The organism is Nocardiopsis sp. SBT366, assembly GCF_001083815.1.
Lineage (GTDB): Bacteria > Actinomycetota > Actinomycetes > Streptosporangiales > Streptosporangiaceae > Nocardiopsis > Nocardiopsis prasina.
Window position 1 is genome coordinate 22,484 of the sequence record NZ_LAVM01000021.1, and the last position, 17,260, is coordinate 39,743.

Annotated in this window: 19 protein-coding genes and 1 tRNA gene; 12 read left to right on the forward strand and 8 right to left on the reverse strand. The window is 70.0% G+C overall.

The genetic code is table 11. The annotated features are described in order from the left end of the window. The first annotated feature begins 25 nt into the window (after nucleotides 1–25). Together ADX84_RS08680 and ADX84_RS08685 are read left to right on the forward strand one after the other, a co-directional pair. Nucleotides 26–1,369 (forward strand): pitrilysin family protein, encoded by a 1,344-nt coding sequence (locus ADX84_RS08680; protein WP_049570279.1) that lies wholly within the window; start codon nucleotides 26–28, stop codon nucleotides 1,367–1,369. A 335-nt stretch (nucleotides 1,370–1,704) separates the two neighbouring features. Continuing rightward, entirely contained in the window at nucleotides 1,705–2,874 is a 1,170-nt protein-coding gene (locus tag ADX84_RS08685; protein WP_049570282.1) for a serine/threonine-protein kinase, read from the forward strand. A gap of 99 nt (nucleotides 2,875–2,973) precedes the next feature. On the opposite strand, the gene ADX84_RS08690 is transcribed toward ADX84_RS08685, so the two are convergent. Together ADX84_RS08690 and bcp are read right to left on the reverse strand one after the other, a co-directional pair. Further along, nucleotides 2,974–3,047 (reverse strand) — tRNA-Leu (locus ADX84_RS08690). Nucleotides 3,048–3,124: 77 nt separating this feature from the next. After that, nucleotides 3,125–3,607 carry a thioredoxin-dependent thiol peroxidase gene (gene bcp / locus ADX84_RS08695; RefSeq protein ID WP_049570287.1) on the reverse strand — a complete coding sequence of 161 codons (483 nt, stop codon included), beginning with the start codon at nucleotides 3,605–3,607 and terminating at the stop codon, nucleotides 3,125–3,127. A gap of 328 nt (nucleotides 3,608–3,935) precedes the next feature. Here bcp and ADX84_RS08700 point away from each other — a divergent pair, with 328 nt between their 5' ends. Together ADX84_RS08700 and ADX84_RS08705 are read left to right on the forward strand one after the other, a co-directional pair. Continuing rightward, nucleotides 3,936–5,033 (forward strand): CDP-alcohol phosphatidyltransferase family protein, encoded by a 1,098-nt coding sequence (locus ADX84_RS08700; protein WP_049570290.1) that lies wholly within the window; start codon nucleotides 3,936–3,938, stop codon nucleotides 5,031–5,033. A 16-nt stretch (nucleotides 5,034–5,049) separates the two neighbouring features. Then, nucleotides 5,050–5,448 carry a DUF3618 domain-containing protein gene (locus ADX84_RS08705; protein ID WP_049570292.1) on the forward strand — a complete coding sequence of 133 codons (399 nt, stop codon included), beginning with the start codon at nucleotides 5,050–5,052 and terminating at the stop codon, nucleotides 5,446–5,448. A gap of 85 nt (nucleotides 5,449–5,533) precedes the next feature. Here ADX84_RS08705 and ADX84_RS08710 read toward each other — a convergent pair whose 3' ends face one another. Continuing rightward, nucleotides 5,534–6,757 carry an alanine racemase gene (locus tag ADX84_RS08710; RefSeq protein WP_049570296.1) on the reverse strand — a complete coding sequence of 408 codons (1,224 nt, stop codon included), beginning with the start codon at nucleotides 6,755–6,757 and terminating at the stop codon, nucleotides 5,534–5,536. Between the two features lie 181 nt (nucleotides 6,758–6,938). Here ADX84_RS08710 and purU point away from each other — a divergent pair, with 181 nt between their 5' ends. The 8 genes from purU (at nucleotide 6,939) to amaP (ending at nucleotide 10,956) form a co-directional block, all read left to right on the forward strand. After that, a complete protein-coding gene (gene purU, locus ADX84_RS08715) occupies nucleotides 6,939–7,826 on the forward strand; it encodes a formyltetrahydrofolate deformylase (protein WP_049570299.1) in 888 nt (295 codons plus the stop codon). A gap of 302 nt (nucleotides 7,827–8,128) precedes the next feature. Then, nucleotides 8,129–8,332: a CsbD family protein gene (locus ADX84_RS08720; RefSeq protein ID WP_017546414.1), complete on the forward strand. Its 204-nt coding sequence runs from the start codon at nucleotides 8,129–8,131 to the stop codon at nucleotides 8,330–8,332. Nucleotides 8,333–8,371: 39 nt separating this feature from the next. Next, nucleotides 8,372–8,848: an Asp23/Gls24 family envelope stress response protein gene (locus ADX84_RS08725; RefSeq protein ID WP_049570303.1), complete on the forward strand. Its 477-nt coding sequence runs from the start codon at nucleotides 8,372–8,374 to the stop codon at nucleotides 8,846–8,848. Nucleotides 8,849–8,850: 2 nt separating this feature from the next. Then, nucleotides 8,851–9,165 carry a hypothetical protein gene (locus ADX84_RS08730; RefSeq protein WP_049570306.1) on the forward strand — a complete coding sequence of 105 codons (315 nt, stop codon included), beginning with the start codon at nucleotides 8,851–8,853 and terminating at the stop codon, nucleotides 9,163–9,165. 37 nt (nucleotides 9,166–9,202) lie between these two features. Beyond that, nucleotides 9,203–9,376 carry a hypothetical protein gene (locus ADX84_RS26275; RefSeq protein ID WP_199776523.1) on the forward strand — a complete coding sequence of 58 codons (174 nt, stop codon included), beginning with the start codon at nucleotides 9,203–9,205 and terminating at the stop codon, nucleotides 9,374–9,376. A 14-nt stretch (nucleotides 9,377–9,390) separates the two neighbouring features. Beyond that, entirely contained in the window at nucleotides 9,391–9,756 is a 366-nt protein-coding gene (locus tag ADX84_RS08735) for a hypothetical protein (protein ID WP_049570308.1), read from the forward strand. A 1-nt stretch (nucleotide 9,757) separates the two neighbouring features. Continuing rightward, nucleotides 9,758–10,363, forward strand: a complete 606-nt coding sequence (locus ADX84_RS08740) for a DUF6286 domain-containing protein (protein ID WP_049570309.1) — start codon at nucleotides 9,758–9,760, stop codon at nucleotides 10,361–10,363. Nucleotides 10,364–10,365: 2 nt separating this feature from the next. Then, nucleotides 10,366–10,956 carry an alkaline shock response membrane anchor protein AmaP gene (gene amaP, locus ADX84_RS08745; RefSeq protein WP_049570311.1) on the forward strand — a complete coding sequence of 197 codons (591 nt, stop codon included), beginning with the start codon at nucleotides 10,366–10,368 and terminating at the stop codon, nucleotides 10,954–10,956. Nucleotides 10,957–11,045: 89 nt separating this feature from the next. Here amaP and ADX84_RS08750 read toward each other — a convergent pair whose 3' ends face one another. The 5 genes from ADX84_RS08750 to gcvH all read right to left on the reverse strand — a co-directional run bounded on the left by ADX84_RS08750 (nucleotide 11,046) and on the right by gcvH (nucleotide 17,245). Then, on the reverse strand, nucleotides 11,046–12,332 hold the full coding sequence (locus tag ADX84_RS08750) for a hypothetical protein (protein WP_234003886.1): 1,287 nt from the start codon (nucleotides 12,330–12,332) through the stop codon (nucleotides 11,046–11,048). Between the two features lie 182 nt (nucleotides 12,333–12,514). Then, nucleotides 12,515–13,786 carry a hypothetical protein gene (locus ADX84_RS08755; protein WP_049570312.1) on the reverse strand — a complete coding sequence of 424 codons (1,272 nt, stop codon included), beginning with the start codon at nucleotides 13,784–13,786 and terminating at the stop codon, nucleotides 12,515–12,517. A gap of 312 nt (nucleotides 13,787–14,098) precedes the next feature. Further along, nucleotides 14,099–15,511, reverse strand: a complete 1,413-nt coding sequence (locus ADX84_RS08760) for an L-serine ammonia-lyase (RefSeq protein WP_049570314.1) — start codon at nucleotides 15,509–15,511, stop codon at nucleotides 14,099–14,101. A gap of 83 nt (nucleotides 15,512–15,594) precedes the next feature. Beyond that, nucleotides 15,595–16,863 (reverse strand): serine hydroxymethyltransferase, encoded by a 1,269-nt coding sequence (gene glyA / locus ADX84_RS08765; protein ID WP_049570317.1) that lies wholly within the window; start codon nucleotides 16,861–16,863, stop codon nucleotides 15,595–15,597. Nucleotide 16,864: 1 nt separating this feature from the next. Further along, nucleotides 16,865–17,245 carry a glycine cleavage system protein GcvH gene (gene gcvH / locus ADX84_RS08770; RefSeq protein WP_017546423.1) on the reverse strand — a complete coding sequence of 127 codons (381 nt, stop codon included), beginning with the start codon at nucleotides 17,243–17,245 and terminating at the stop codon, nucleotides 16,865–16,867. Between the last annotated feature and the right edge of the window lie 15 nt (nucleotides 17,246–17,260).

Sequence of the window (17,260 nt, forward strand, 5' to 3'; positions counted from 1 at the left end):
CCAGCCGCAGAAAGAGCCGCAGAGCATGCAGAACCGCCCGGACCTCGGCGCCCCCGCGTCCTTCACCTTTCCCAAGCCCCAGCGGATCACCGTCGGCGGCGGCACCGTCGTCGCCCTCGACGTCCCCGGCCAGCAGCTGGCCTCCCTCCGCCTCGTGCACCCCTTCGGCGGTGCCGTCGAACCGCTCGACGCCATGGGCGTCAGCGCTCTGACCAGCGAGGCGCTGGAGGACGGCCCCGGCGGCAACAGTTCCCTGGCCCCGGCCCTGGAGCGCCACGGCGCCGAGTGGATCGCCCGCGTCAACTGGGACGGCTTCATCACCGGCCTGGACGCGCCCACCAACCGCCTGGGCGACGCCGTCAACCTGTTCGCGGACGCCGTGCGCCGTCCGGCCCTGAACCCCGACGACGTCGTTCGCCGCCGTGAGCAGCTCCTGGAGCGCTTCTGGCTTGACGCCTCCTCCGCTTCCACCCTGGCCATGCGCAGCCTCGGCGGCCAGCTGTTCACCGGCCGCTACGCCACGCCGCTGGCGGGCGGCCCGGTCAAGCTGGCCGACATCAGCCCCGAGACCGTCGCGCGCTTCCACGCCGACTCGATCGCCTCGGTGGCCGGGACCCTCGTGGTCGTCGGCGACCTGGCCAACGTCGACCTGGAGGAGCTGGGCCGGATCGTGTTCGGCGACGCCGCGCCCGCGCCGGAGCGCCAGGCCACCGAGCCCGAGCCGCCGCCCGGCGACCTGCCGCGCGTGCTCATCGTCGACCGTCCGGGCTCCGTGCAGTCGGCCCTGGTCATCGCGCACCGCGCACCCTCGCGTTCGCAGGTGGACCTGCCGCGCGCCGAGGGCGTCGGCGAGATCCTCGGCGGCATGTTCACCTCCCGCCTCAACATGGAGCTGCGCGAGCGCCTGGGCTACACCTACGGCGCCGGGAGCCGCTTCGACCTGCGCCGCGACAGCGGTGTGTTCTTCATAAGCACGCAGGTCGAGGCCGGGACCACCGCGCACTCGGTCACCTCCTCCCTGGAGCAGGTGAACAAGCTGCGCGACCAGGGCGTGACAGAGGACGAGCTGTCCACGGTCCGCGAGTCCAACACCGTCGGCCTGCCGGTCACCTACTCCACGGCCCGGGCCATGGCGGGCGCGCTGGTCGACATGGTCGTGCACGACCTGCCCGACGACAACGTGGACCGCATCCGCGCCGGATACGAGAAGCTCACCGCCGAGGACCTGAACTCCGCCGCCGTCGAGTACCTTCGTCCTGAGGAGGCCGTCGTGGTGGTGGTCGGCGACGCCGACAGCCTGCGCGAACCGCTGGCCAAGACCGGTGTCGGGCCGGTCGAGGTACGCAGCCCCGAGTCCCTCTGGAGCTGATCCCCGGGGGCGGCGCACGCGAGCACGCACGTGTACGTGGGGCCGCCCGGGTCAAGGATTGGTAAGGGAGGGCCTCGTCACGGCATGCGTGGCCCTCCCCCGGACATAACGAAACCGAACCTATGTGTCAGCCATCAGACAACCAGCGGCGTGACCCCGGCGTCATCCTGGTATAACGAGTGATCCGTGCACCTAAGTGGTGACAGCGACCGCAATGCTCCGCAGGAGGCCACCATGGCCGGTGAATGGACCCGTGGATAACCGTGTCCTCCCTAGAAAATCCGCACACGCAGCGGCCCCAGACGTCGCTCGATCCCGCGCCTCCCGAGGCGGCCGTGGCTGAGCCGGAGGGCGGTGGTCGGCTGCTCAAGGCCCGCTACCAGCTGACCTCCGAGATCGCGCGCGGCGGCGTCGGCACCGTCTGGCGTGCCACCGACCTGGTCATCAAGCGTGAGGTGGCGGTCAAGGAGCTCCGCCTGCCCTCGGACCTGAGCCGGAACGAACGCGAGTCCCTGGTCCAGCGCACCACGCGGGAGGCCCGGGTCGCCGGACGCCTCGTCCACCCCAGCCTCGTCACCGTCCTGGACGTCGTGGACGAGGACGAGCGGCCGTGGATCGTCATGGAGCTGCTGGAGGCCTCCACCCTGGAGGAGATCATCCAGGTGGGCGGCCCGCTGCCGTACCAGCGCGTGGCCGAGATCGGGCTCCAGCTGATCGACGCGCTCAAGGTCGCGCACAACGAGGGCATCGTCCACCGGGACGTCAAGCCGGAGAACGTGATGATCAACGAGGCCGGTCGGGTGGTTCTGACCGACTTCGGCCTGGCCGCCTGGAACGGCGAGTCCGCGCTGAGCGCCTCGGGACGCATCATCGGTTCACCCGCCTACATCCCGCCGGAGCGCGCCAAGGCCGGTCCCGTCGGGCCGGAGTCCGACATCTGGTCCCTGGGCGCCACCCTGTACGCGGCGGTCGAGGGCTACCCGCCCTACGACCGCAAGGGCTACATCAAGATCCTGCGCCAGGAACCGTTGGACGAGCCCAAGGAGGCCACCAACGCCGGGCCGCTCGCCCCGGTGCTGGCCGGGATGCTGCGGGTGGAGCCGGGGGAGCGGCTGAGCGCGGAGAACGCCGCCAAGATGCTGCGGATCGCGGCGCTGGCCCCCTGGGCACCCGAACGTACCGACGCGGAGCGCGCGCCCGCGGCCGAGGGCGCCTCCGAGGAGGAGGCGGGAGCCGACACCGAGGGGGCGGAGGAGCGCGAGTCGGCGCGGGAGCACTTCCGCGCGGGAGCGCACGTGCTGGCCGAGTCCATCAGCGAACGGCTGCGCAACAGCCCGGAGGCGGTGAACTCGATCATGCTGTCGATCCGCGAGTCCACCGAGACGCTGGGGCTCACCAAGTCGGGCAAGCACTCCGAGCGCAGCCACCTGACGGTGGCGGCCGCCGTCGGCCTGGGTGTGGTCGCCCTGCTGGCCCTGGTCGTGTGGGCGCTCTTCGGTCTTTGACCACCGGACACACGAAGAGGCGCGCGAACCGGTGTTCGCGCGCCTCTCGTCGTTCACGGGGGTCCGCCGGGACGCTTCGAAGAGCCGCCGGGGATGGAGTGGGGCCGACGGGATTCGAACCCGCACTGTACAGCACCTAAAGCTGCCGTCTCCTGCCGTTGGACTACGGCCCCGACGGGGCCACTCTACCGGGATCGGGGACTCGACCGGCCGTCCGGGCCCGTGGTCTCCGGGCGGCCGGTCGGCGGGCTCAGACGCCCAGTTCCTTCTTGATCCGGTCCACGTGGCCGGTGGCCTTCACGTTGTAGAACGCCTTGGTCACCTTGCCGTCGGTGCCTACGATGACCGTGGAGCGGATGACGCCCTGGACGACGCGGCCGTAGTTCTTCTTCTCGCCGAACGCGCCGTACGCGCGCAGGGTGTCCTTGTCCGGGTCACCGAGCAGGGTGAAGGTCAGGCTCTCCTGCTCCCGGAACTGGGCGAGCTTCTCGGGCTTGTCCGGGGAGACGCCCAGGACGGTGAAGCCGGCGGCGGCGAACTCGGCGATGTTGTCGCGGAAGTCGCAGGCCTGCGTGGTGCACCCGGGCGTCATGGCGGCCGGGTAGAAGTACAGGACGACGCTCTTGCCGGTGTCGGCCAGGACCTTGCTCAGGGTGACGGGCTGGCCGTCGGCGTCGCTGAGGGTGAAGTCGGGAGCCTGGTCGCCGGGCTCCAGGCGGATGGGGTCGCTCACGTTGTGTCTTCCTGTCTGCTGCTGGCGGACCGCGTGCGACGGTCCGCGTCGTTTCACGCCTCACAGTACGAGATCCGCCTGAGCGGCGGGAGGGCCGGTTCGTCGGCGCTGGTCGGAGACGCGGATGATCTTCGGTTGCGATTCCGGTTCGGTTCATCCGCTTTGGGATCGACCAACGGTTCGATCACCTATTGTTGACCCTGTGCTATAGGTTGGTCGTCCTCTGGGACATGGCGCAGCGTGCGCGGGTCGCCCGTGACCCGATGGTGTGTCCGACGACCACGGACCGGGACACACATCCGCTTCGCTTTGGGAGTAGTTCGTCACGATGCCTCGATACACACTCGACGAGGTCAGGGCTCGCACCCTCAAGGAGCGCGACTCCTGGTTGACGGTGTACCTGGTCGACCCGATCGCGGTCCGGCTCGTGCGTCTGATCGCGAACCGGACGTCCGTCACCCCCAACCAGCTGACCGTCGTCGCCCTCTTCCTGGGCCTGGGCGCGGCCGTGTGCTTCGCGTTCGGCTACTGGCAGCTGTTGCTGCTCGGATCCCTGCTCTACTACGCCTGCTTCCTCGTGGACTGCACGGACGGCAAGCTCGCCCGCCTCACCGGTTCGGAGTCGCTCTTCGGGGCGTGGATGGACTACGTCTCGGACCGGTTCAGAGTGCTGGTGTGCGTGGTCGCCCTCATGGGCGGCCAGTTCCGGGAGACCGGGCACGTGGCGTTCGTGTGGCTGGCGCTGGCCGTGGTCTTCCTGGACATGCTGCGCTACCTGAACGCGCTCCAGGTGTACAAGGTCCGCCGTGAGATGCGCTCGCACCTGGCGGCCGCCCTGGAGCGTGCCCGCGCCACCCTCTCCATGCTGGAGCCCGAGCGCGACGCCACCGGCGACGCGACCGGTGGCGGCGGCCGCACCATGAGCGACGGCGGGGAGCAGGCGGTGCTGCGTCACGGCATCGGCGTCCTGGAGCAGATCCTGCGCAGCCAGAACGAGCGCGAGGCCCGCAACCAGCGGACGGCGGGCAAGCAGCCGGACCTGACACTGCCCAAGGTGGACCTGCACCAGGAGTTCCGGAGCCGCTTCCCCTGGTACCAGCGGTTCTGGGCTGCGCTCAACGCGCGCCGGGTCCGCACCCACCTGGTGGGCGGGATCGAGTTCCAGATGGCGGTCTTCGTGGTGGCTCCGATCGCGGCGGTCGTCTTCGGGCCGCCGGTCATCGGCTGGATCACCGCGGTCGTCGGCGTTTTGCTGCTCGCCTTCGAGATCGCCATCATCTATAAACTGTGGTTGTCCACACGGGACTTCTTCCGTGTGGTCGACGGAATCGATGGCGCGCTGAGATTCTCCGGTCCGTTCGACGGCGCGGAGGAACAGGGTCGGGACACCGGCTCGGACTCGGACTCTCAGACAACCGTGCGCTAGTGAAGAGAGGCACCCTATGACGGGACACGAGACCGAACCGCGCCAGACCCCCGCCGAACTCCAGGCCGAGATCAACCGAGAGCAGCGTCGGCTGGCCGAGACGCTGGAGGAGCTGGGCGTGCAGGCGCGCCCGGCCAACATCGCCCGGCGCCAGATCGACAGGGCCAGGGACCGCGGGACCCGGATCTTCGACGAGGCGCGGGCCCTCGTGTTCGGCGGCGGCGCCGTACGCGTGGAGAGCCGTCTGGTGCAGCCCGAGGAGGGCAGCATCGTGGTCAAGGGCGACGACAAGGTGGTGACCACCTACCAGTCGCGCGGCCAGCTGCCGCCCGAGGCGCTCCTCCTGATGGCCGGGGTGGGTACGGTCGTCGCGGTGGGCGTCGTGGCCTGGGCGGTCCGCCGCAAACGGAAGTAGCCGCACAGATACGACGACGGGGCCCGCGCGAACACTCGCGCGGGCCCCGTCGCCATGTCGGCGCGGTGCCGTATCCCCCGGGGGATCAGAGGAAGGTCCGGCCCTCGCCGCGGTAGGTGGGTACGGAGCCCTCGTAGGTGCCTGTGTCGGAGTCGACCAGGTGCAGGGTGTCGAACCGCTCGCAGAGCTCCCCGGCCTTGGCGTGGCGCATCCACACACGATCGCCCACATGGAGCTCGCGGGCGGCCTCCCCGATCAGGGGGGTCTGGACCTCGCCCGCGCCCTCGGTGGGGCTGTAGGCCAGGCCCTCGGGCAGGTGGGGGACCGGTGGGCGGTGCGCGTCGGCGGGGCCGGAGGCCGGGTAGCCGCCGCCGAGGACCGTGGCCACGTTCGGGGCGGGGCGGCGGACGACCGGAAGGGCGAACAGTGCGGCGGGACGGCCCCGGAACGACCGGTACTGGTCGAACAGGTGCGGTTGGTAGAGGCCGGAACCGGCGGCCAGTTCGGTCACGGCGCGTTCGCGCCCGGTGGTGTGCAGGCTGCCGGTGCCGCCGCCATTGACGAAGCGCAGGTCGGCGACGCCTCGGACGGCTCTGGTGATCGCGGCTCTGCGTCTGGCGAGCTCGACGGCCGAACGGCGCTGGACGGCCCGCAGGACCCTGCCGTAGAGGGGACGACCGGGGGGCGCGTCGCCCACCCCGGCGATCTGTCCCTCGTAGGCCATGATCCCGTCCAGTTCCAGCTCGGGGAGGCGCACGACGGCGCGGGCCAGCGCCGCTGCCTGTGCCGGGGTGCGGACGGGGGAGCGGTAGGCGCCCACGCGCATGCCGGAGCCGAGCGGCTGCCAACTGGTGTCAATGTCCAGGCAGACCCGGATCGGGGGTGCGTCGGGGGCGCGGTCGGCCCGGGCGACGGCGGCGCTCACCAGTTCGAGGTGGGCGGGGTCGTCGACCATCAGGGTGATGACGCGGGCGGCTGTGGGGGAGGCGGCGAGTTCGGCGAGGGCGTCGGTGTCCGATGTGGGGTAGGCGACGAGGATGTCGTCGCTGAGCGGTTCGGGGTCGCCCGTGGCCAGCCAGAGTGCCTCGGGGAGGGTGAAGGCCATGACGCCCGCGTATCCGGGCAGGTCGAGCACGGTGCGAAGGAGGTCCCTGGAGCGCACGGACTTGCTGGCCACCCGGATGGGGCGTCCGTGGGCGCGGCGGGTCAGGTCGGCGGCGTTGGCGCGGAAGGCGGCCAGGTCGACCATGGCGAAGGGGGCCGGGATGTCGCGCGTCGCGGCCTCGTACTTCTCACGCAGTCTCGTCATGTTCCTGAGGATGCCAGAACATGAATGTGCTTCATATTGCTCGGGGGTCCGATTTCGTGCTTTTCGGGTCGGTCGCGGGTGACGCGGGATACGCGGGGGCAGGCCCCGCCGGTCGCGCCCGCTGGATATCCTGGGGCGTCACGGCTGATCAGCCGGTCGACCCCGGGAGTTGTTTCCTTTCATGAACGAGCGTGAGTACGTCCTGACCCTCTCCTGCCCCGACAGCCGGGGCATCGTGGCCGCCGTCGCCAACCTGTTGGCCGACCACGGTTGCAACATCACCGAGAGTCAGCAGTACGGTGACCACTTCTCCGGTCGCTTCTTCCTCCGGACGCAGTTCGTCGCGGAGGCGGGACACGCGGGCGTGGTCGGCGAGGACGTCCTGCGTGGAGCCTTCGCCGCTCTGGCCGGGGGGTTCGGCGGTGGCTCCGAGGGCTCGTTCGTTGAATGGGACCTCCAGGCGCGGGACGTGCGCCCGCGCATGATCGTGATGGTGTCCCGGTTCGGGCACTGCCTCAACGACCTCCTCTACCGCCAGCGCAGCGGCCTGCTGGACATCGACATCGCTGCGGTGATCTCCAACCACCCCGACCTGGAGTTCCTGGCCGACTCCTACGGCGTGGACTTCCACCACCTGCCCGTCAGCCCCGAGAGCAAGGGCGAGCAGGAGGAGCGCGTCCTCGAGCTGGTCGACTCCTACGACGTGGACCTGGTGGTGCTCGCCCGGTACATGCAGGTGCTCTCCGAGCAGCTGTGCACCAAGATGTCCGGACGCATCATCAACATCCACCACTCCTTCCTCCCCAGCTTCAAGGGCGCCCGCCCCTACCACCAGGCGCACGCGCGCGGTGTGAAGCTGATCGGCGCCACCGCCCACTACGTCACGGCGGACCTGGACGAGGGCCCGATCATCGAGCAGGAGGTCTCCCGGGTCGACCACACCCACAGCCCGGAGCAGCTCACCGCGATCGGCCGGGACCTGGAGTCCGTGGCCCTGGCGCGCGCCGTGAACTGGCACGCCCAGCGCCGGGTCCTGCTCAACGGGGACAGGACGGTCATCTTCGGCTAGGGCGAACCGCCTGGCCCGCCCGACGCGGGCGGGCACAACACGATTTCGGACGCGCAGGGGTGCCCACGGGCACCCCTGACGTTTTTCCTGCCCAGTCGGGGTTCCGGATGTGTTTTTGGGGCACGGATGGTATGACCGTGACCCTTCTGACCTGCAAATCATGACCAGAAGTGCCTTGTTGGCTACATAGAGTGCGTATAAGGTGTGATGAGGTCCAAACCGCTCCGGTCGTCCTGACTCGGGGCGACACGGGTTTCGGACCACCAACCCTGAGCCGCACGGGCTCTGATCAGGGGGCACAAATGGGCAAGCACTTCGACGACGCCGCCGGCAAGGGCAAGGAAGCCTTCGGCAAGGCCACCGGCGACAAGCGCACCGAGGCCGAGGGCAAACTCGACCAGACCAAGGCCGGGGCCAAGGACAAGGCCGACAAGGCCAAGGACAAGGCCGAGGACCTCAAGGACAAGGCGGAGGACAAGATCAAGGGCGTCTTCAAGAAGAAGTAGCGGCGTCCAGGACGGATTGCGCACTGTGTAGGGGGACCAGTGTCGGACTTGAAGACCGAATCCGCGGTACCGAGCGCCCGTGAGTCCAGGGGCGGGCGTGACTCCGCGAGCACGAACGAGCAGGGACACACTCAGATCGCCGACGGCGTCGTGGCCAAGATCGCGGGCAAGGCCGCCCGCGAGATCGGTGGCGTCCACGCCATGGGCGGCGGTGCCGCCCGTGTGGTCGGCGCGGTACGCGACGCCGTGAGCGGCGGCAGTTCCTCCGGATCGGTGGCGCAGGGCGTCTCCGTCGAGGTGGGGGAACGCCAGGCGGCGGTCGACATCGACCTGGTCGTCGACTACGGGGCCGCCATCCAGGACCTGGCTTCCGCCGTACGGCGCAACGTCACCCAGGCGGTCGAGCGGATGACGGGCCTGGAGGTCACCGAGATCAACATCCGGGTGGACGACATCCACCTGCCCGAGGACGACGAGTCCGCCGACGACGGCGACTCCGAACCCAGGGTCCAGTAGCCATGGCCGGCGGCGATCCTGGAGCGACCGCACGAGCCGTCGCGGAGGCCGCGTCGCGTTTCTCCGACGTGGTGGAACTGTCCTCCGGCTCCTTCGGAACCCTGAGCACCGCCGTGCCCGGGGGACGTGTCCGGGGGGTCGCGGTGCGCGAGGACCACGTCGAGGTCGGCGTGGTGGTCCGCTACGGGCGTCCGCTGCCGGAGATCGCCGCCGAGATCCGCCGGGGCCTGGCCCCGTTGTCCGGCGGCCGCGCCGTCCACGTGTCCGTGGAGGACGTGGTCGCCGGACTCGGCGACGGCGCGCGCACCGTCAGCTAGACCTACAAGCAGGGCGTTCTGATTAGAGGGGGTAGCCATGTGGCCCATCGTTGGACTGTCCTACGGGACGGTGCTCGGGCTCTCGGCGGCGTTCGGCGGGTTCCCCGCCTTCGCGCTGGTACTGGTCCTCGGCCTCGTCGGGTTCGTCGCGGGCCGGGCAATGGAGGGTGAGATCGACCTCGCCGAGATGTTCACACGGCGGTCGGCGTAGACAGGGGTGAGGTCGTGGTCGGGGTTCGCACGGACACCGTCCCTCGTCAGAGGGGTCCCGCTCCGGAGGGGGAGGCCGTAGGGCACACCCGCGGACGGGACCCCGGGGGCCGCACGGACATCCCCGGGGCCGTCATCGAGAAGGTGGCGGCCAGGGCCGTCGGAGAGGTCTCCGGGGCACGGGCGGTGCGATCGAGGACCGCCCGCGCCCGGGTGAGCGGGGAGATCGTCCTCCTGCGCCTGCGGGTCGGGGTGCGCTACCCGAGGCCCGCGCGCCAGGTCGCCGAGGAGGTGCGCGGCCACGTCAGGGACCGGGTCGAGCGCATCACCGGCAAACAGGTCCACCACATCGACATCGAGATCGCGGAGCTGGTGCGCTGACATGACCACCGTGGAAGAGGCGCTCGCCCGTCCGAGCCAGGGGATCGACCGCCGCGCCAAGCGCGTCGCCGTCCACACGTTCCGCCCACGCAGGTCGTGGCCCGCGGTACTCATCGGACTGCTGATCCTGGTGGTGGCCGTGGTCGCGGCCGCCGAGGTCATCGCCGCCCTCGCGGGCAACCCGCTGAGGCTGATCCCGGTCGGTCCGGCCACGGACTACGCCGCCGCCACGACCTGGTCGGAGCCCTCGGTGCAGATCGCCTCGGCGGTCCTGGCGCTGATCGGACTGGCCCTGATCGTGGTCGCGCTGGCTCCGGGTCGGAGCCGGTGGACGGCGCTGCGCACCGACGACCCGGCGCTGGTCGTCGGACTGACCCGCCCAGCTCTGCGGCGGGCCGTGGCGGCCGCCGCGCAGGACGTGAGCGGCGTCGACCACGTGCACGTGGCCGTGCGCGGCAACCGGCTCCGGGTCCACGTACGCACCGGGATGCGCGAGTCGCACGGGCTGCCCGCCGAGGTCACCTCGGCCGTGGAGACCCGACTGGAGGAGCTGGCCCCGCTGCGCAGCATGCGGATCGCCACGCACGTTCGATACGCGGAGGGTTGACCATGGCGCGCGACAGGTCTCGAAGGTCGGCCCGGGGCAACCGCCTGGGCCTGGTGGTCGTGGGAATCATGCTGCTCGTGGCGGGCCTGGCGGCCCTGGCCGCCGGGCAGGGACTCCTCGGCGGCGACCTCGCCACCACTCCGTTGCTCGGGGACCGGGCCAACGAGGTGCTCGCCCAGCAGTGGGTGCCGTACGTGGCGGTGGCCGTCGCTTTCGTGGCCGGTTTCCTGGCCCTGCGGTGGCTGATGGTGCAGGGCATGAACGACACCGTGGGTCGTATGCACCTGGCTCGCGACGACGCGGGCAACGTGGAGATCTCGGAGAGTGCCGCCAGGGGCGCCCTGGAACAGGAGGTCACCGACTATCCCGGTGTGCGCCGTGCCCGAGCCCGCCTCACGGAGTCCGGTGACCACCCGCACCTGCGGCTGGCGCTGACCCTGGAGGAGGACGCCGACGTGGCCGGGATCTGGCGGCGCGTGCGTTCGGAGGCCATCACCAACCTGCGGGGCGCCCTCGAACTCGACCAGGTGCCCGCGGTCATCCGGATGTCCATGACCGCCCCCGCCAGGAACCCCCGGCGCAGCCTGGCCTGAGGGACCCCGTGGAACGAGGGAGGGGGCGGCGCGAGAGGCGCCGCCCCCTCCGTGTCGGCCGGGATCATGTCGGTCGGTGGAGCGTGGGGCTACTGCCAGGCGGCGATGATCGTGTCAGGGTCCTCGAGTTCGAACGCCTCCTCGGGCTCGGCGGAGCCGTCGGTGGGGGCCCGGTACCAACTCGACCCGCCGCTCTCCGGTGTGGAGCGGAAGAGGACTTCGGTGCGGTCGGGGGAGAGAAGGAAGTTCTCGTTGTACCGAGGGCCTTCAGGGATGAGCGTGCGGTCGACGGGAAGGTACTCGTCGTTGAAGGTGAAGAGGTCCCTCTCCTCCTCCGGCTCGGTGTGCTCCGCCAACAGGTCCTCGGTGAACTCCCAGATCGACAGCTCGTTGTCCCCCAGGAGCAGGGTGTTCTCGTCGATGAACTGGGGCGGGGCGGCCACTTCCAGGTTCACCTCGTAGTGGCGCAGGTCAGCGATACCGCCCGTGATGAGGTCGGGGTTGTCGGCGAGGGCCGTCTCGATGTCGATGAAGGTCAGCACGGTCGAGGACCCGGTGTGGTCCGCGTAGAGCAGGGTCTCGCCGTCCGGGGACTCCAGAAGGCTCGCGTCCATCGCGCTGCCTGAGGCCGGGGGCGTCAAGGGGCCCTGGACGGCGATGCCGCTCTCGGGCAGGACGGACAGCGACCCGCAGTGATCGGATCCCTCACAGGTGCCGAGGTCGTTGACCTCTCCGGAGTGCAGGTCCATGGCCTGGACGTCACCCTCGTCGGCGCTGGGGTCATATGCCACGAAGAGGATGCGCTCGTTCACCGCGTCGTACACCGGGTGTCGGTAGTCGATGGGGACGCCGAAGTCGGAGACCTCCTGTTCGGGAGCCAGGGTGGTGAGGGCGCCCTCCTCGGACATCACTCCGAAGGTCGACACGGTGTTGCCGTTGACCTCTTCGCTGTAGACGCGCAGGAGCAGGTGTTCGTGGGGGGACACACTGATCAGCGCTCCGCTGCAGGCGTCGAACTCCCGGTCGTGGTTCAGTTCCTCGACGTCCGGGGCCCGGCCGTGGCCGAGGGCTTCGGAGGTCTCCGCGGCGACCAGTTCGCTGGTGAAGGTCAGCGTGGAGATCCTGGTGCCGTCATCAGCGGAGTAGAGGGTGAAGACACCGTCGTAGCCGTCACAGTCTCTGGTGATGAGTCCGGATTCGGTGATGGAGGGCTGCTCCGGGGTCTCCTCGGCCCCTTCTTCGGTGGAGGCGCCCGCCTGGTTCTCGTCGGAGGATCCACCCTCTCCGTCGGAGCCGCCGCAGGCGGAGAGCAACAGGGTCAACGCGGCCGCGGGGGCGAGCGCGCGGATAACGGGGGAAATGGTTCTGGAGGTCACGGGCGAAATCTATCCCACTCGCGGAGGGTGGGAATTCGGGGAGTTCTGGGAATGACAGTGAGAATGGCCATGCGTTTCCCGCGAGAATCGGCTTGAAACAGGAGTATTCGGAGGCGGCACAGGCCGGAACGACCCACCTGGGGACCGGTGGCCGGTTGTGGCCAGGTGGGTGCCCTCAGGAGTTATCGCCAGCCGATGACCGTCGAGACGTTCCCGGGCATCCCGGGCAGCTCCTCCGGTGCGCCGGATCCGTCCGTGGGCACCCTGTACCAGCTGGCCGGACCGCTCTGGGGCTGGTTGCGGAAGAGGATCTCGGCGCCGTCCGGGGAAAGCACGACGTGGGAGTTCTCCCCGTCGCCGTCGGGGGCCAGGGTCCGGTTGACCGGCAGGGGCTCCCACAGGTTCCGCGGCGTGGTGGCGTTCTCCTCCTCGTAGCCGGCGAGGGTGCTGTCGGAGAATTCCAGGACGCTCAGCACCTCGTCGTCGAAGAGCAGGGTGTTGGAGTCGAGGGCCTGAACGGTGCCGCTGGCGTCCACGTCCACCTCGGTCGTGCGGTCCCGGTTGAGGAAGTTGAGGGTCAGGTCGACCACGTCGGAGTCGGCCTGGTCCCCGATGTCGAAGAAGGACAGACCCAGGTCGTTGCTCTGGACCACCGTCGAGCCGTCGAGGACCACTGCCATCGGAGTGCTCTGGCCGTCGTCGATGGCGACTCGGTCGAGCCCCGGCATGATCGTGAGGTTCTCGCAGACCTGCTGACTGTCACAGGTGCCGAGGTCGGTGAACTCCCCGCTCTCCAGGTCGAGGGCCTGGACGGTGTCCTCGCCCTCGCCGGTCTCCGTCACGAAGACGATCCTGTCCCCTTCCGGATCGGCCACGGGGTGGACGTGGTCGGCCGGGGCGTCGGCCCCGGACTCCTCGTGGTCGGGGCTGAGCGCCGTGAACGTGCCGTCCTCGGCCATGACCCCGAACCCCGTGACGGCGACGCCGTCGACCCTCTCCTCGAAGGTGCCCAGGACGAGGCCGCGTTCGGGGAACAGCGACGGAGCGCCCGTGTCGCACGAGGTCTCCAGGGAGACGCTCCGCGCGTCCACCGCACGGCCGTGGGTGAGGTCGTCCGACTCGGCGTGGACGGCCTCGGCGGTGTCGAACCGGACGCTGGTGATCTCCTGGGCGTCCTCGGCGGAGTGGAGGGTGAACTCCAGCCAGCCGGACTCGGGCTGGCACGCCGCGGTGAGGATGCCGGGGTCGGCCAGGGAGTTCGACCCCGTGGACCTCTCCCTGGAGGGGCCGCCCTCCTCGGTGTCCGGTGCCTCCGTTTCCTCGGAGGCACCCTCCTCGGTCTCCGTGGAGGCGGGTTCCTCCGCCCTGAGAAGGCCGCAGCCGGAGAGCAACAGGGCCAGCGCGGCCGCGGGGGCGAGCGCTCGGACGGCAGGGGGAATGGTTCTGGAGGTCACGGCCGAAATCTATACCACCCTCGCGCCGGGGGAATTGCCGGAGTGCGGAAAATGGCGGTGGGGCCGTCACGTGTTTCTCGCGGGAGCGACCTGGAAGAGGTGGAACGGGTGGTTATCCGGGCTCGAATCGCCGGGTCGTGCTGCGGTGGCCGGAAGTGGCCAGAAAGGGGGCGAGTCTGGTGGCGAGCAGAGCTCAAGCCACCAGACCCGGGGTGACGGCCGACGAGGGCGAGCGGGTGGGAGCTCGAGCCCGGTCGTCGACCGTGCCCTCCGTACAACCAGGGAACGAACCAGGACATTCCCGGCACACGGTCAGCACTCGATGACGTTGACGGCGAGGCCGCCGCGGCTGGTCTCCTTGTACTTGTCGTGCATGTCGCGCCCGGTGTCACGCATGGTCCTGATGACCTTGTCGAGGCTCACGAAGTGGCTGCCGTCGCCGCGCAACGCCATCCGGGTGGCGCTGATCGCCTTGACCGAGGCGAGCGCGTTGCGTTCGATACAGGGGATCTGCACCAGGCCGCCGATGGGGTCGCAGGTCAGACCCAGGTTGTGTTCCATGGCGATCTCGGCCGCGTTCTCCACCTGCGCCGGGGAACCGCCCAGGACCTCGGCCAGGCCCGCCGCCGCCATGGAGGAGGCCGAACCCACCTCGCCCTGACACCCCACCTCGGCGCCGGAGATCGACGCGTTCTGCTTGAACAGTATGCCGATCGCCGCTGCCGTCAGCAGGAAGCGCACCACACCGTCGTCGCCCGCGCCCGGGCTGAAGTGCAGGTAGTAGTGCAGGACCGCCGGGACGATACCGGCCGCGCCGTTGGTCGGCGCGGTCACCACGCGGCCCCCCGCGGCGTTCTCCTCGTTGACCGCGAGGGCGTACAGCGTGATCCAGTCACTGCCGCGCATCGGGTCCGGGTCCACGTGGGTGGGTGCGAGCAGGCCGTGCTCGTCGCAGTTGCCGCCGAGCTGGCGGTAGAGCCGGTGGGCCCGGCGCGGCACCTTCAGGCCCCCGGGCAGACTGCCCTCGGTGGACACACCGCGACGTACGCACTGGCGCATCGCCGCCCAGACCTCCAGCAGCTCCTCCCGGATCTGCTCCGGGGTGCGCCCGAAGGCCTGCTCGTTGGCCAGCATCAGCGCACTGATGGACATGCCGGTCTGCTCACACAGCTCCAGCAGTTCCTCGGCGGAGGAGAAGGGGTGGGGCAGGACGGTGTCGTCGGCCTTGATCCGGTCGGCGCCCGCGGCTCTCTCGTCCACGACGAAGCCGCCGCCCACCGAGTAGTACACCTTCGCGGCCACCTCGGCACCCGTGTGGTCGAACGCCAGGAAGCGCATCCCGTTGGGGTGGTCGGGCAGGCTCTCCTTACGGCGGAAGTCGACGTCGACGGCCGGGTCGAAGTCCACCGCCGGGCCGTCCGGGCCGCCAAGGAGGAGTCTTCGGTCCGAACGGACCCCCTCCACCAGGCGGGGGACGGCGTCCACGTCCACACCCTCCGGCGTGTGCCCCATCAGCCCCAGGACCACGGCGGTGTCACTGCCGTGCCCCTTGCCGGTGAGCGCCAGTGAGCCGTACAGCTCCACCCGCACGTGGGTCACGCGCGAGAGGAGTTCCTCGGAGCGCAGGCCGGACACGAACGTCCGGGCCGCCTTCATCGGGCCGACGGTGTGGGAACTCGACGGTCCGATACCGATCTTGAACAGGTCGAAGACGCTGATGGCCATGGCTGTCCTCCTCGTTGAGCACAGGGATGGGGCCGTGGTGACCGGCGCCGTGTGGGCCCGCGCGGCCCACACGGCGGAGACTGCTACAGGTTCGGGTAGAGCGGACGCTTCGCGGCCAGAGCGCTGACCCGGTCGCGCAGGGCGGCCTCGTCGAACTCGGGCTTGAGCGCCTCGGCGATGACGTCGGCGACCTCGGTGAAGTCACCCTCGTCGAACCCGCGCGTGGCCAGGGCCGGGGTACCGATCCGCAGACCCGACGTCACCATCGGCGGCCTGGGGTCGTTCGGGACCGCGTTGCGGTTGACCGTGATCCCGACGGAGTGCAGCCGGTCCTCGGCCTCCTGGCCGTTGAGCTGCGAGTCGACCAGGTCCACCAGGACCAGGTGGACGTCCGTGCCGCCGGTCAGGACCTTGACCCCGACCTTCGCCGAGTCCGGCTGGGTGAGCCGCTCGGCGAGGATGCGGGCACCCGCCACCGTGCGGCGCTGGCGGTCGGCGAAGCCCTCGCTCGCGGCGACCTTGAACGAGACCGCCTTGGCCGCGATCACGTGCTCCAGCGGGCCGCCCTGCATGCCGGGGAAGACCGCGGAGTTGATCTTCTTGGCCAGCTCGGCCTTGGACAGGATCATGCCGCCACGCGGGCCGCCGAGGGTCTTGTGGGTCGTGGTGGTGACCACGTCGGCGAACGGCACCGGGTTCGGGTGCAGTCCGGCCGCGACCAGACCGGCGAAGTGCGCCATGTCCACCATGAGCAGGGCGCCGACCTCGTCGGCGATCTCGCGGAACCTCGCGAAGTCGAGGTGGCGCGGGTAGGCGGACCAGCCCGCGACGATCATCTTCGGCTGGTGCTCCTTGGCCAGGGCGGCGACCTCGTCGTAGTCGACGGTGCCGTCCTCGTCGCGCACGTGGTAGGCCACGGCGTTCAGGATCTTGCCGGAGTAGTTGATCCGCATGCCGTGGGTCAGGTGCCCGCCGTGGGCGAGGTCCAGGCCCAGGATGGTGTCACCCGGCTTGAGCAGCGCGAAGTACACGGCCGTGTTGGCCTGCGCGCCCGAGTGCGGCTGCACGTTCGCGTGCTCGGCGCCGAACAGCTCCTTGGCGCGGTCGATCGCCAGCTGCTCGACGACGTCGACGTGCTCGCAGCCGCCGTAGTAGCGGCGGCCGGGGTAGCCCTCGGCGTACTTGTTGGTCAGGACGGTGCCCTGGGCCTCCAGAACCGCCTGGGGGGCGAAGTTCTCGGAGGCGATCATCTCCAGGGTGTCGCGCTGGCGCGCCAGTTCGGCGTCGACCGCGGCCGACACCTCGGGGTCCAGCTCGCCCAGAGTCTGGTTGAGAAGGTTGTCGCTGGTCATGCTAGTTCTCGCCTTCGGTCAGCTTGGTGTACTCCTCGGCGGAGAGCAGGTCCGCGGGCTCCTCGGAAACGCGCACCCTGAACAGCCAGCCACCCTCGAAGGGGTCGGAGTTGATGGTCTCCGGGGCGTCCTCGAGCGCCTCGTTGACCTCCACGACCTCTCCGGTGACGGGGGAGTAGATGTCGCTGACGGATTTGGTGGACTCCACCTCGCCCGCGGTCTCACCGGCGGTGACGTCGTCGCCGACCGAGGGGGTCTCGACGAAGACGATGTCACCCAGCGACTCGGCCGCGTACGCCGTGATCCCGACGGTGGCGATCCCGTCCCTGACCGCGATCCACTCGTGTTTGGCGGTGTAACCCAGCTCCGTGGGAACGCTCACTTCAACTCTCCTTGG

Coding starts and splice junctions, on each gene's coding strand:
- glyA (WP_049570317.1), bottom strand. CDS start 16,863: ATGACCAGCGACAACCTTCTCAACCAGACTCTGGGCGAGCTGGACCCC.
- ADX84_RS08760 (WP_049570314.1), bottom strand. CDS start 15,511: ATGGCCATCAGCGTCTTCGACCTGTTCAAGATCGGTATCGGACCGTCG.
- ADX84_RS08720 (WP_017546414.1), top strand. CDS start 8,129: ATGGGCAAGCACTTCGACGACGCCGCCGGCAAGGGCAAGGAAGCCTTC.
- ADX84_RS08710 (WP_049570296.1), bottom strand. CDS start 6,757: ATGACGAGACTGCGTGAGAAGTACGAGGCCGCGACGCGCGACATCCCG.
- amaP (WP_049570311.1), top strand. CDS start 10,366: ATGGCGCGCGACAGGTCTCGAAGGTCGGCCCGGGGCAACCGCCTGGGC.
- ADX84_RS08740 (WP_049570309.1), top strand. CDS start 9,758: ATGACCACCGTGGAAGAGGCGCTCGCCCGTCCGAGCCAGGGGATCGAC.
- ADX84_RS08700 (WP_049570290.1), top strand. CDS start 3,936: ATGCCTCGATACACACTCGACGAGGTCAGGGCTCGCACCCTCAAGGAG.
- purU (WP_049570299.1), top strand. CDS start 6,939: ATGAACGAGCGTGAGTACGTCCTGACCCTCTCCTGCCCCGACAGCCGG.
- ADX84_RS08730 (WP_049570306.1), top strand. CDS start 8,851: ATGGCCGGCGGCGATCCTGGAGCGACCGCACGAGCCGTCGCGGAGGCC.
- ADX84_RS08680 (WP_049570279.1), top strand. CDS start 26: ATGCAGAACCGCCCGGACCTCGGCGCCCCCGCGTCCTTCACCTTTCCC.
- ADX84_RS26275 (WP_199776523.1), top strand. CDS start 9,203: ATGTGGCCCATCGTTGGACTGTCCTACGGGACGGTGCTCGGGCTCTCG.
- ADX84_RS08705 (WP_049570292.1), top strand. CDS start 5,050: ATGACGGGACACGAGACCGAACCGCGCCAGACCCCCGCCGAACTCCAG.